The sequence below is a fragment of the Rheinheimera pleomorphica genome (assembly GCF_011634895.1).
In the GTDB taxonomy this organism is placed as follows: domain Bacteria; phylum Pseudomonadota; class Gammaproteobacteria; order Enterobacterales; family Alteromonadaceae; genus Alishewanella; species Alishewanella pleomorphica.
Map to the genome: position 1 here is coordinate 350,781 of NZ_SIRR01000007.1, position 13,151 is coordinate 363,931.

Below are 13,151 nucleotides of genomic sequence, written 5' to 3' on the forward strand. Positions count from 1 at the left end.
ACGGAACAGGAAACACAAGATGAGCGGCGATAACAAAATTTGGATCTTTGATACCACCTTACGTGACGGCGAGCAGGCGCTGCGTGCCAGCTTAAGCCAGAAGCAAAAAATTCAGCTGGCGCATGCGATAGCGCGGCTGAATGTCGATGTGATGGAAGTGGGTTTTCCGGTCTCCAGCCCAGGTGACTTTGACTCGGTGCAACGCATCGCGCGTGAAGTCAAGGGCCCGGTTATTTGCGGTCTGGCGCGCGCCGTCAGCGCCGATATCGAAGCCTGCGGCGAGGCATTAAAAGACGCCGAGCGCCGCCGTATTCATACCTTTATTGCCACCTCACCGCTGCATTTACAGTATAAATTGCGTAAAACCTTAGCCCAGGCCAGTGAGCAAGCCGTTGCGGCGATTAAACTGGCCAGCCGTTATACCGATGATATCGAGTTTTCCTGTGAAGATGCCGGCCGAACGCCGATTGACGACTTATGCTGGATAGTCGAGCGTGCCATCGCCGCCGGCGCCACCACCATTAATATTCCGGATACCGTCGGTTACACCATTCCGAATGAGTTCGCGGCCATTATCAGCACTTTGCGCAACAAAGTGCCGAATATCGACAAAGCGCGCTTAAGCGTGCACTGCCATAACGATTTAGGCTTAGCCGTCGCCAACAGTATCAGCGCGATTCAGGCCGGTGCCCGCCAAATTGAATGTACTGTTAATGGCATCGGCGAGCGTGCTGGTAACTGCTCGCTGGAAGAGGTGGCGATGATTATCAATACCCGCAAAGACGTATTGGCGCCGCTGTATACCGATATTAAAACCACCGAGATTTACCGCAGCTCGCATTTGGTAAGCCAAATTTGCAATATGCCCATTCAGCCGAACAAAGCCATTGTCGGTGAAAACGCCTTTGCTCACAGCTCCGGCATTCACCAGGACGGCGTACTAAAAGCACAAAACACCTACGAGATTATGGCGCCGGAGCAGGTGGGTATCCGCCAGAACGAACTGAACTTAACCTCGCGCTCGGGCCGACATGTTATTCAGCACCGTTTGGCAGAACTGGGCTACACCAGCGGCGATTATGATTTAGAAGCGGTGTACAAAGCCTTTGTTGCACTGGCCGACCAAAAAGGCCGGGTGTTTGATTACGATTTAGAAGCGCTGGTGTTTTTTGAAAACATGCAGGAGCAAAATGACTACTACGCACTGGAGTTTTTAAGCTCATCCACTCACACCGGTCATGTGGCAAGTGCCACGGTTGGGCTGCGCTGCGGCGATAAAGTCTTTACCGAGGCGGCTACCGGCAATGGCCCGGTTGAAGCCGCTTTTAGTGCCATCGCCCGCATTAGTAAGCTGAACATTAAGATGGTTGATTTTAACTTACAGGCCAAAGGCAGCGGCGAAGATGCGCTGGGCCAGGTCGATATTATTGCCGAACACGAAGGCCGCCGTTTTCATGGTGCCGGTTTGGCCACCGACATCGTGCGCAGCTCGGTGCTGGCCTATGTGCATGTGCTGAATATGATCCAGCGCGCCCAGACCATCGATGCGCATAAACACGCCCGTCAGAACACTAACAAAATTGCCGCAGGGGACAACTAAATGACGACACAGAGTAAAAAGCACTACAAGGTAGCGGTATTAGCCGGTGATGGTATCGGGCCGGAAGTGATGGCCGAAGCAGAAAAAGTGCTTCAGGTCGTCGCCGATAAATTTCAGTTTGGCTTAACACTAACGCCGGCCTTAGTTGGTGGCGCCGCCATAGACGCTACCGGTGAACCTTTACCGGCGCAAACTTTGTCAGTATGTCAGCAAAGCGATGCTATTTTATTTGGTTCGGTCGGCGGGCCGAAATGGACCGGGTTAGCGCCGGATAAACAGCCCGAGCGCGGCTCCTTATTGCCACTTCGCAAAACCTTCGATTTATTCTGCAATTTGCGGCCCGGCCAAATTTATCCGGCCTTTGCTGATTTATCGCCGCTGCACCCGCGTGTAAGCAGCCAGGGTATGGATGTGTTGTGCGTACGCGAGCTGACCGGCGGCATTTACTTTGGTGAAAAAGGCCGCACTGAGACAGACGCCTTTGATACCCAGCGCTACAGCGTATTTGAAATTGAACGCATTGCCCGGGTGGCGTTTGACGCTGCCAGCAAGCGCAGCAATAAAGTCACCTCGATTGATAAAGCCAACGTGCTGCAAACCAGCATTTTATGGCGTGAAACGGTAGAGCAGGTAGCGCAAGACTATCCCGGCGTTACGCTGGAGCATATGTATATCGACAATGCGGCTATGCAGCTAATTCGCAGCCCGCAGCAGTTTGATGTGTTGCTGTGTGACAATCTGTTTGGCGATATTTTATCCGATGAAATTGCCGCTATTGCCGGTTCATTAGGCCTGTTACCGTCGGCCAGCTTAAACGGCAGCGGCTTTGGCCTGTACGAGCCAGCCGGCGGCAGTGCGCCGGATATTGCAGGCCAGGGCATTGCCAACCCGATTGCGCAAATTTTAAGTGCCGCTTTAATGCTGCGCTACAGCTTTGGTGAAGAAGACGCCGCCCGCGCCATTGAACAGGCCGTGCAGCAGTGTTTAGAGCAGCACGTTGTTACGCGCGACATTAACCCGAAATCGACTTATGGTACGGCTGCGGTAGGTGCAGCTATTGTTGCCACCCTGCGCCAGGAGCAAAACTGATGGCCCATAATGATACTGCCAAAACCTTATACCAGAAAATCTACGCCAGCCATGTAGTGGGTAAATTAAACCCCAGTACCGATTTATTGTACGTTGATCGGCATTTAATCCATGAGGTCACCTCGCCGCAGGCGTTCTCTGGCTTAAAACTGGCCAACCGCTCGGTACGCCGGCCGGATTTAACCTTTGCTACCATGGACCATAACGTGTCCACCCAGCGGCGCAGTATCGACGCCGCCGGTGACACCTCGCGCAAGCAATTGGAAGCCTTAGCGGCAAACTGTGCGGAAAACCGCATTCCATTGTTAGATTTAACCCACCCCGATCAGGGCATAGTGCACGTGATTGGCCCGGAGCAAGGCTTAACCCAGCCGGGCATGATTATTGTCTGTGGCGACTCGCATACTTCTACCCACGGTGCTTTTGGCGCGCTGGCCTTTGGTATCGGGACCTCAGAAGTTGAGCACGTACTGGCGACACAAACCCTGCCGCAGCAGCAGGCAAAAACGTTAAAAGTCGAGATAAATGGTGAATTAAGCAGCTATGTTACGCCAAAAGACGTGATTATGGCGGTAATCGGCAAGTTGGGTACCGCCGGTGGTAATGGCTATGTCGCCGAATTTTGCGGCAGTGCTATTCGCGCTATGAGCATGGAAGGGCGCATGACGCTGTGCAATATGAGCATTGAAATGGGTGCCAAAGCCGGTTTAATCGCGCCGGATCAAATTACCTTTGATTACATTAAAGGCAAAGCCCATGCCCCTGCTGCTGAACATTGGCAGGCGGCAGTGGCTTATTGGCAAAGCCTGTATTCGGATGCCGACGCGGTGTTTGATCAGGTGGTGGAAATTGATGCGGCGACTATTACCCCGCAAATTACCTGGGGCACGAATCCGGAGCAGGTGATTGCGGTTGACCAAAGCGTACCGGCGCCGGACAGTTTTACCGATGCCAGCAAACGTGATGCAGCCGAGCGGGCATTAGCCTATATGGGGTTGCAGCCGGGGCAAAAGCTGACCGACTGCAAAGTGGATGTGGTGTTTATTGGTAGCTGCACCAATAGCCGGATTGAAGACTTACGCGCCGCGGCAAGTGTTGTGCAGGGCAAAAAAGTCGCTGCCGGTGTGCGCGCTTTAGTGGTACCTGGCTCCGGCGTGGTAAAACGCCAGGCCGAAGCTGAGGGTTTAGCCAGCATTTTTAAAGACGCCGGTTTTGAATGGCGCGAGCCGGGTTGCAGTATGTGCCTGGGCATGAATGACGACAGAGTTGAAGCCGGTCAGCGCTGCGCCTCAACCTCAAACCGTAACTTTGAAGGCCGTCAGGGCCGCGGTGCCCGCACCCACTTAGTCAGCCCGGCGATGGCCGCCGCCGCCGCGATAGCGGGTAAGTTTGTCAATATTGCCGCTAAACCACAGGGAGAACAGGCATGAGTAAGATATTTGCACAGGGCCTGGTGTGTCCGCTGGATAAAAACAACGTTGATACCGACCAGATCATCCCAAAGCAGTTTTTAACCAGCGTCAGCCGCGATGGCTTTGCGCAGGCGATGTTTTACGACTGGCGTTATCTGGCCGATGGTAAGCCAAATCCAGATTTTGTCATAAATAAGCCCGAGTATCAGGGCGCCAGTATTTTGCTGACGCGGGCTAACTTTGGCTGTGGCTCCAGCCGCGAGCATGCACCCTGGGCGATTAAACAGTACGGTTTTAGCGTAATAATCGCCGAAAGTTTTGCTGATATTTTCTTTAATAACAGCGTAAACAACGGCATGTTGTTAATCAGCTTAAGCAAAACCAATATCGAGCTGCTGTTTAACCGCTGCGCCCAGGGCCCGCAGCAGTGGCAAATTGATTTGCAAAGCCAGGAAATCCTGTTCGGTAACAATGCCGCCATGGGCTTTAATATCGACGCCGATATTAAACAGCGCCTGTTATCCGGGCTGGATTTTATCGGCAGCAGTGAGCAGTTAAACCCACAAATTGCTGATTACGAACAAAGCCGCAAAGCCAGCCAGCCCTGGTTGGGCTAGGTCTTGCATTTGCCTGATTTTGTTAGTTTTATAGCTAGTTCAAACACCTCAGCGGCATAGCTGCCCTGAGGTGTTTGTGCTTTGTAGTTGCTTGCTAAATCAGCATTACGTCACTGTGCTGTTACTAGTGAAATTGTCAGAAGTTTATGATTTTGCGCTGATTTTCATTTGGATTTAAACCTATGTGAGAAAACCTGCGACTAAAGGGTTTTAGCAAAGGAATTTCATATGAAAAGATCAGTTATGGCAGCAGTGTTGTTCAGCGTTTCGCTAAGCGCTTGCTCAAAACCAGCCGTTGATTGTGCGGTATTTCCAGCGCAGCACGATTCACCTTATGTTTTACCGTACGAGGTAGGTACAGCATGGGATATTTATGCAACCACTGAGCATTATCGCAGTGCAAACAAGGGGGTTGGCACCTATGCGATAGATTTTGTGATGCCGGTTGGTACCAAAATACTGGCAGCAAGAGATGGTAAAGTGGTTAGTGTTCGGGAAAATTTCGAAGATGGTAATAATGAAGATCTAAAGGAAAATTACGTCTTTATTCAACATAGTGATGGCAGCATTGCCAGATATTTTCATCTCACCTTTAACGGTGCTTTAGTTAACGAAGGTGAACAGGTAACAGCGGGTGACGTTATCGCGTTAAGTGGCAATACCGGTCAAAGTGGTGGCCCGCATTTGCATTTTGATGTGCAACAATGCGGCCCGAATTTGCCACCAAACTACAACAGTCTGCCATGTGGCCAGACAGTGCCGGTGACGTTTAGAAACACCAGAGAGCATAGTTGCGGATTAAATACCGGTGAAAAGTACATCGCATTGTAGCCACAACATTGAACCCAATAGCACAGCAGGCGGTCTGTACCGCCGTTAGCGTTTGGCTAGCGCAGCCAGATCTGCGGCCAGTGATCGCTGCGGTTTTTCGATGATTCGGCCAAGCTCGTTACCGTCACGTAACACAATAATGGTTGGTGTGTAGCGCAAAGCAAATTGGTTGTGCAGGTTTTCCGGGTGTTGTTTTCTGCGATCAACGCCTTGCAATTGCAGGCTCTCAAGTTCAACACCAGATTGGTCAATCAGCTTGAGCAAGCGCGGCACTTCACGTTCACTGTCGTGGCACCAGCTGCCAAACAACACCACCAAGCTGGTACCAGATAGTGCCTGCATTTGCTGTAGCTCTGCTGACCAATAGCATCTTGCGGTGTTTCTGCCAATACAATAGGCTGACTACTTAATGTCGGAAGGCAACAAAGCAATAGTCGTTTTAGCATAAGTGAGGTTCGTAAATGGCTATTAATCAGTATCATAGCCATTAGACACAGACAATTGAAAGTGTTAATTCGACAGTCCGGATTTTTAGTAGGAGTTACCATGCCGAAACTATTCTCTTACGGCACTTTGCAGCAAAAAAACGTCCAGTTAGCCAACTTTGGCCGCGAGCTCACCGGCAGCAAAGATGTTCTGCAGGGCTATATTATCGGCGAAGTGGAAATTACTGACGAACGGGTACTGCGCGAAAGCGGTAAGGCCTTTCATCCGATTTTGCGCTTTAGCGGTAATGTGGCTGACGAAGTGCCCGGCACCGTATTTGAGCTGACCGATGTCGAGCTGGCGCAGGCTGATGACTATGAAGTGGATGCCTATGTGCGGGTAAAAGCGACGCTAAAATCCGGCACTGCATGTTGGATCTATGCGGCGGCTGAGCATGCTTGACGATGTGCGCCATTGCACTTTGTGTGCACCACAGTTGCCACTGGCGCCACGGCCAATACTGCAATGGCATCCCTCTGCCCGCATTCTGATCGCGGGCCAGGCACCCGGGCGAAAAGCGCATGACGCTGAAAGGCCGTTTGCCGATGCCAGTGGCGAGCGGTTACGTGCCTGGCTGGGGCTTAGCGAACAGCAGTTTTACAACCCTAAGCTGGTGGCCATATTGCCAATGGGCTTTTGCTTTCCCGGCCGCGGCAACAGCGGTGATTTACCGCCACGGCCGGAATGTGCGTCAACCTGGCGCCAGGCGCTGTTAGAACCGTTAAAGCATCTGCAACTTACTGTTGTGATTGGCCAATACGCCCAGGCCTGGCATCTGCCTGATGCGAAAAGCTCGCTGACTGAAACCGTTGCCGCCTGGCAGCAATACTGGCCGGATATTATACCGCTGCCACACCCCAGCCCGCGCAATAATATTTGGCTAAAGCGCAACCCCTGGTTTGCAGAGCAGCTGCTGCCGCAGCTGCAGCAAGCTGTCCAGGACGTATTAGCTAGATAGTGAAAAAATAAAACCCGCCACAAAGCGGGTTTTTACGGTAATAAATCCGCCGTTTAATTGGCTTGCAGTTTCACGTTGGCAAACTTAATCATCGCTTCCGGGCTGACCATATGTTCGGCCAGTTCACCACTTTGTACTTTGGCGAATTGCAGAGGCTCGGTAAAGCCGAAGCTTAAGCTGAGCTTCTCTGGCTTGCTGATAAAATCGCTCAGGCTTTGCTTCATATCAGTTGGTATCTGCTCTATCGCCGCAATGTTGGCCAGAGCCAGGCCCTGGGCGGTGGCAAAGTCCGGGGTTTGGCCCTGTTCTGCCATCAACGCCAGAGTGCGCTCGATAAAGCCATTATTTTCAATGCTGATAGCACCATTTCTCAGGGCACCTGTTGCCAACTTTTCCAGCATCTGGCCGACATAGGCCTCATCAGCGGCCAGGGCTTGTTGCTGCTCTGGCGGCAGCGCGCTGATCTCTTTCGCAAATTGCCAGAACTGCTGCATTTGCGCCAGGCTAAAGCTGTAGTTCAACGCAAATTCGTCGTTGATGCGGGTTTGCTGGTTAAACATCAGCTCACCACTGTCGTTGTAGGCATAGTCGTAATCACCGTGCAGGGCCAGACCCTGCAAATAGGCGCTGGTTTGTGGCGGCAGCATTTGCAGTACGGCCGCCGCCGCTTTAATGCCACTAATTTTCACACTGCCGCTATCAGACAGTCCTTGTGGCTGCAACCCCTTCATCTGCACCATATCGGCCGTGGCAACGGTGCCCATTTCGCCCATAGCAACGGCCAGGCCACTAATGCTGTAGCTGGACGTCAGCACATTGGCTGAGATGTCCTGATAACTCAGGCTGATTTCAGGCATCTCACCGTCTGCAGCCATATCGCGGTAGCTTTGGTTGGCTTGCTCTAACTGCTGCTTAATGGCGTCCTCTGCCTGCATATTGGCAAAATACAGACCGCCGCCAGCTGCAACAGCTACGACCAGCAGTGCTAGCACGGATTTTTTCATTTTTCAGTCCTTTTACTGTGAGATAACTGCGGTGGATGTTAACACAGGGTTTCACTGTTGCACGATGGCAATTTCGGTGTATGCTGCCGCTTTTTTAATTTGTAATCTATGTGGTATGAAATCCGGACAGGTTGTTTACGTTGAAGACGATGCCAGCATTGCCGATATTACCTTGCGTTATCTGCAGCAGGCTGGTTTGAATGTAGAGTACTTTAATAGTGCGACAGCAGCGCAACGGGCATTGCACAACCTGCCGTGTGATGTGGCCGTTTTGGACATTAATTTGCCCGATGGCAGTGGTTTAGATTTATTGCAACTAGCGATGCAGCGCCATATCGCTACATTAATGGTAACCGCCCGGGTGAGCGAAGCGCAGCGGATAGAGGGCCTGCAGTTGGGGGCGGATGACTATCTGTGCAAACCTTACAGCCCGCGGGAGCTGGTGCTGCGGGTGCAGGCGTTGCTGCGGCGCACTAACAATGGCAGCCAGCAAAGCCAGTGGCGGTTTGACGGCATGATGCTGGATCTTAACGCGCAGCAAGTGTGGCTTGACGATGTACCGCTTAGCCTGACGCCGTCTGAGTTCGCGCTGTTAAAGACCTTAGCGCAGCAACCTTTGCGGGTGTTTTCCCGCGCCGCCTTGCTCGACGCAGTATGGCCGCAACAGCACGATGTTACTGAACGCAGTGTCGACACCCATATGGTTAACCTGCGCAAGAAACTCGGTGAACAGCGTAGTAATCCGCGTTTTATCCAAACCCGGCATGGTGCCGGTTATCAGTTTATTGGCCGTCGCAGCTATGACACTTAAAACAAAAATTGCCTTAATTGTTGCCAGTTGCACCCTGCTGATGCTGGGCAGTTATTATCTGCTGTCACTGCACAGCGCCCGTAATGCCATCGTCGATTTTAATAAACGCAGTGCGCTGACCATGGCCAAGCTGGAGTTGGATAACGATGAGGTGCAGTTGTATTTGCCCAGCATAATGCAGCGCCACCCCGAGTCGATATTGGCGGCGTTAGCCGCGCAATTTAACGGTTATGCCTTTATTCTGCTGGATAGCGGGCAGCTGATTGGCAGCTCGCTGCCAGATGAGGTGCAGTTAAGTGCGCAAGCTCAAGGCAACGGCTTTCAGTTTGTGCTTAAACAAGCCGCTATGTCGCCGTCAGTTATTAGTTTTCCTGCTGCGCCAGAGCCGGTGGCAATAACAGGCCTTAGCCAGGCCGGCTTGTATTGGCTGCCAATGGCCTGGCTAGATCTTGGCCAGCAACAGGATAGCCTGGCAGCGCAGCTGAATAACCGTTTTATGCAGTTGTTTTTACTGTTGTCGCTACTGGCGGTGCTCTTGGCCTGGCTGGGTGCCCGTTGGTTGCTAAAACCGGTGCAGCAGCTATTGCAGGGTTTTAATGCGCTGCGACAGGGCGAGTTGGGCCAGCGTATCCACAGTACGCGGCGCGATGAAATGGGCCAGTTGTTCGATGGCTTTAATCATCTGGCTGATGGTTTGCAGCGGCTGGATCAACAATACCGGCAAATGAGTGCCGACATCGCACATGAGCTGCGTACGCCGCTGGCTGCGGTAGTAGCAAGGCTGGAAGCGATGCAGGACGGCGTTGTCAGCACTGAACCTGCCCAACTGGCGCAATTGCAAACGGATGTGATGCGGATTAGCCGTATTATTGATGATCTTAATCTGTTGTCGTTAACCGAGGCAGGCCAGCTGCAGTTAACGTTGCAGCCAGTTGATGTGAGCGCCCTTTTGACGGATCTGCAACTAAGCTATCAGGCTCAGGCCGATACCGCTGCGGTGCAATTAATAGTACAGGCCGGGCAGGGCTTAACAGTGCAGGCCGATGCGGCGCGCTTACGGCAGGTACTGAGTAATCTTTTGAATAATGCCTTTCGCTACGGCAGCAGTGGCGGCGTGGTAAAACTTACCGCGCTGCCGCTTAACGGGCGAATAGCGATCTATGTTGAAGACAAAGGACCAGGCCTGAGCGACGAGCTACTGGCGAAATTATTTCAACGTTTTAACCATTCTCGCAGCCAGGGCGGCTCAGGCCTCGGCCTGGCGATATGCTATCAGTTGTGTCAGCTGATGCAGGCCAATATTGCGGCCAAAGCGGGGCAGGCCGGCGGTTTGTCTGTCTGTATCAGTCTGAAAGCGGCTTTATAACGCTGACCGCAGTTTTTAACCGATGCTGATAATTTCCTGACAATTGCGCCGTAAAGTGCCATCAAACCAAATTGATGGAGACGAAAAAATGCGACAAGCCCCGATTTTATCTGCGTTAGCCCTGTTATCCGTTGTGGTGCCTGCTGAAGCAGCAGTAACGAGTTACAGCATGCCAATGCACTTGAATGACAGAGGTCATGCTTATGTCTATGCCAGTTTCAACGGTCTGCCAGACCATCCGATGATTGTAGACTCTGCGGCGCAGCAAGGCGTGTTGCCGCTGACATTACTGGCACCCTTAGCGCTGCACGCCGACAAACTGGATACGACCACTGTCACCTCTGCTACCGGCACCACGGAAATGACAGAAGGCGTTGTCGACAGCACGGCGGTCGGTGGTGCTTTGCAAGCTGAACAGGAATATATCTTTGCCGATATGAGTGGCCTGAGCCTGCCCGATGGCACACAACCCGGGCTACTGGGCCATGACTTTTTACGCCACTATTGTGTTGATATGAACTTTGCCGAACAGAGGCTGACATTAACCCCCGGTCAATGTGACAGCGCCAGCCTGAACACGCTGCATGTGGTGGATATCGACAGCAGCACCAGCTTGATCCGGGCCAGTGCGGTATTTAACGGCCAGGCGGCCGATGTGTTGTTTGACACCGGTGCACACCATAGTTTTATTAATTCGGCCTTAGCCCAGCAGTTAACGGGTCTTACGGTAACAGGTGAGGAGCAAACCCAGGGCTTAACCGGCCCGGCGCAGCCGCGCAAGGTACTGCAGGGGCTGGGTTATCAACTTGGCAATGCACAAGTATCTGAGCCTAAGGCCTTTCAGGCCGACCTGCACGTATTTACGCAGTTAGGCTATCAGGATAAACCCTTTATGCTGATGGGGCTGCGTGCCTTTCGCAATGGCCGGCTGGTGCTGGATTACGCTAATCAAAAGCTGTATTTCCGTCAGTAAGCCTGCTAACGTCAACGCCAATGGCGGCTTCAGAGGTATGGCAGAATGGCAGACTACTTTCACTGGTTCGATTTACTCGGCATCGCCGTATTTGCCATCTCCGGTACGCTGGCGGCCTGGCGCAATCAAATGGATGGCTTTGGCGTTATTGTACTGGCCAGTGTTACGGCCATCGGTGGCGGCACCCTGCGCGACCTTATTCTTGATGTGCCGGTGATCTGGATAAACAACAACAGCTACTTTTACGCTATTTTTATCGCCGCTATCGGCACCATTTTGCTGCTGCGTAACCGTTTAACCATTCCACACAATACGCTGCAGCTGTTTGATGCGTTAGGGTTGGCGTTTTTTGTGATAATGGGCACGCAAAAGGCACTGGATTACGGTACCTCTACCATGGTGGCGATACTGCTTGGCACCATGAGCGGCGTCTGCGGCGGTATGATCCGTGACGTGTTGTGCCGCGAAGTACCAATGGTGTTTCGTGGTGAGCTCTATGCTGTTACCTGTATCTTTGGTGGTATGGTCTACACTGGTTTGCTGGCGCTGGGCGTGGCGCAACTGCCGGCCATGCTAAGTGGTATGGTGGCGCTGTTGCTGCTGCGCTTAGCTGCGATGAAGTGGCAGTTGACGATACCGGTATTCAGCAAACATCATAACGAGTTGAACGAGCCTTAAGCTGGCGCCGTGTTAGCGTTGATTAGCTTAATCCAGAACAATTTTTCCGTCATAAAATCGCGTTAGACTGCCGCAAATTTACCTGAGCGGAGGTTTTTATGGCCAACCACAATCCACATCGTGTTTATATTCCGACTAATGCCCGTGCTAATCAGTATCTGTTGGCAGAGTTTAAGCCAGATGCTGCCTTCTATCAGCAGTTTGACAGCGCTGAGCAGGCTTATCAGCAGCTGGCGCAGCAGCTGTTTAGCCTGGCAGACGCCGCGGGCTTGCGCAATGTGCAGTTAATTGCCAATGATAAGCTGCCGGTGGTACGGTTTCATCAGGAAGCCTACAGTCTGCAAACGGAAAAGCAGATCCTGTTTTTTTATAACCCTAAATACCATGAGGCGCAGGGCTTGTTCAGTACTGCCGGTTACACTGCGCGTAAGATCCGCGCGGTGTTTTTAGCCACCGGCGATGAGCTACGCAGTGAAGCGGCCGCCTTTCACACTAAGGTGCTGCAACTGCTGCAAAGCTGGCAACAGCAGCTACCCGGCAAACCGGCCATAAAGCTGCGTGATCACCAACATTTGTCCTACGACTTATTTGCCAGACAAAAGGGCCACAAAGAAAGCTATGGCTACAAGCTGCGTGGTTTGTATCCGCGTTACCGCGCCCGCCAATGCACTTTACCCGACGAGCACAGCGAAATTACCTATGTCACGGTAACCTTGCCGCTAACCCGGGCGATTAAGCAGCAGTTGCTTAGCCGCGATGCGACAGATTTCAGCCCGCTGTATCAGCAGTTACAGCAACAGTTTGCCACGGCCTGTGCCGGTAAAAAGTTGGACCGGCTGGCGCTGGTGGCGAATGGTTTGATACCGGTAGTGCGCAGCAGCAAATGGGATCAAACCGAACAAAACAGTGAATTGCAAAAAGTCAGCTTTAACCCGCAGTGCAACGAGGGGCAACTGCTGGCGTTCTGGCAGGCCGATAAACTGGTCGACACAGCACATTTTATTATTGTCGCCGACAGCGACGACAATACTGAGTTTGGTTATGGCCGTTTTATGAATCAGGTCGAGGCGGCTGTTCGCAGTTTTGCCGATACACTGCAGCTGTCACCTGAGCGGCAGGACTTAATGCTGCGGTTTTATCAGCATATCAGCTATGTACTACCCGCCGATCTCAGTTAATCAACCGTAAAATAAGGAACTTATCCGGCCGCTTGAATTCTTAGCAAGCGGCCTTATATATAACAGGCTTTGCACTAACACACTGTTTTTACGGGAATGTCCCCGGCAACCAAAGAGGAAGGTAAAAACAATGTCTCAGCGTATCCTG

14 protein-coding genes are annotated in these 13,151 nt (G+C 52.2%); 12 read left to right on the plus strand and 2 right to left on the minus strand.

Annotated elements, in window-relative coordinates; translation table 11 throughout:
* The first annotated feature begins 19 nt into the window (after positions 1-19).
* The 5 genes from leuA (at position 20) to EYB30_RS08600 (ending at position 5,549) form a co-directional block, all read left to right on the plus strand.
* Positions 20-1,600, plus strand: coding sequence for a 2-isopropylmalate synthase (leuA, locus tag EYB30_RS08580; protein ID WP_166838501.1), 1,581 nt, complete (start codon positions 20-22; stop codon positions 1,598-1,600).
* Entirely contained in the window at positions 1,601-2,689 is a 1,089-nt protein-coding gene (gene leuB / locus EYB30_RS08585; RefSeq protein ID WP_166838502.1) for a 3-isopropylmalate dehydrogenase, read from the plus strand.
* The gene (gene leuC, locus EYB30_RS08590) at positions 2,689-4,119 is read left to right on the plus strand and encodes a 3-isopropylmalate dehydratase large subunit (RefSeq protein ID WP_166838503.1); all 1,431 of its coding nucleotides are present in this window, start codon (positions 2,689-2,691) and stop codon (positions 4,117-4,119) included. The genes leuB and leuC overlap by 1 nt, the downstream gene beginning before the upstream one ends.
* The gene (gene leuD / locus EYB30_RS08595) at positions 4,116-4,718 is read left to right on the plus strand and encodes a 3-isopropylmalate dehydratase small subunit (RefSeq protein ID WP_166838504.1); all 603 of its coding nucleotides are present in this window, start codon (positions 4,116-4,118) and stop codon (positions 4,716-4,718) included. The genes leuC and leuD overlap by 4 nt, the downstream gene beginning before the upstream one ends.
* Before the next feature lie 228 nt (positions 4,719-4,946).
* Positions 4,947-5,549, plus strand: coding sequence for a M23 family metallopeptidase (locus EYB30_RS08600; protein WP_166838505.1), 603 nt, complete (start codon positions 4,947-4,949; stop codon positions 5,547-5,549).
* A gap of 45 nt (positions 5,550-5,594) precedes the next feature.
* Here EYB30_RS08600 and EYB30_RS08605 read toward each other — a convergent pair whose 3' ends face one another.
* The gene (locus EYB30_RS08605) at positions 5,595-5,891 is read right to left on the minus strand and encodes a thioredoxin domain-containing protein (RefSeq protein ID WP_166838506.1); all 297 of its coding nucleotides are present in this window, start codon (positions 5,889-5,891) and stop codon (positions 5,595-5,597) included.
* Positions 5,892-6,095: 204 nt separating this feature from the next.
* On the opposite strand from EYB30_RS08605, the gene EYB30_RS08610 reads away from it, so the two are divergent.
* A complete protein-coding gene (locus tag EYB30_RS08610) occupies positions 6,096-6,437 on the plus strand; it encodes a gamma-glutamylcyclotransferase family protein (protein WP_166838507.1) in 342 nt (113 codons plus the stop codon).
* Positions 6,430-6,993 (plus strand): uracil-DNA glycosylase family protein, encoded by a 564-nt coding sequence (locus EYB30_RS08615; protein ID WP_206674599.1) that lies wholly within the window; start codon positions 6,430-6,432, stop codon positions 6,991-6,993. Before EYB30_RS08610 ends, EYB30_RS08615 begins: the two co-directional genes overlap by 8 nt.
* A 53-nt stretch (positions 6,994-7,046) precedes the next feature.
* Here EYB30_RS08615 and EYB30_RS08620 read toward each other — a convergent pair whose 3' ends face one another.
* Positions 7,047-7,997: a hypothetical protein gene (locus EYB30_RS08620; RefSeq protein WP_166838509.1), complete on the minus strand. Its 951-nt coding sequence runs from the start codon at positions 7,995-7,997 to the stop codon at positions 7,047-7,049.
* A gap of 64 nt (positions 7,998-8,061) precedes the next feature.
* Here EYB30_RS08620 and EYB30_RS08625 point away from each other — a divergent pair, with 64 nt between their 5' ends.
* From EYB30_RS08625 to EYB30_RS08645, 5 genes are all read left to right on the plus strand, one after another.
* A complete protein-coding gene (locus EYB30_RS08625) occupies positions 8,062-8,808 on the plus strand; it encodes a response regulator transcription factor (protein WP_206674600.1) in 747 nt (248 codons plus the stop codon).
* Complete coding sequence (locus EYB30_RS08630) at positions 8,798-10,174, plus strand: sensor histidine kinase (protein WP_166838510.1); 1,377 nt, start codon at positions 8,798-8,800, stop codon at positions 10,172-10,174. The genes EYB30_RS08625 and EYB30_RS08630 overlap by 11 nt, the downstream gene beginning before the upstream one ends.
* 88 nt (positions 10,175-10,262) lie before the next feature.
* Complete coding sequence (locus EYB30_RS08635) at positions 10,263-11,147, plus strand: retropepsin-like aspartic protease (RefSeq protein WP_166838511.1); 885 nt, start codon at positions 10,263-10,265, stop codon at positions 11,145-11,147.
* 45 nt (positions 11,148-11,192) lie between these two features.
* Complete coding sequence (locus EYB30_RS08640) at positions 11,193-11,825, plus strand: trimeric intracellular cation channel family protein (RefSeq protein ID WP_166838512.1); 633 nt, start codon at positions 11,193-11,195, stop codon at positions 11,823-11,825.
* A gap of 98 nt (positions 11,826-11,923) precedes the next feature.
* Positions 11,924-13,003 (plus strand): DUF3083 family protein, encoded by a 1,080-nt coding sequence (locus EYB30_RS08645; protein WP_166838513.1) that lies wholly within the window; start codon positions 11,924-11,926, stop codon positions 13,001-13,003.
* Positions 13,004-13,151 lie beyond the last annotated feature (148 nt).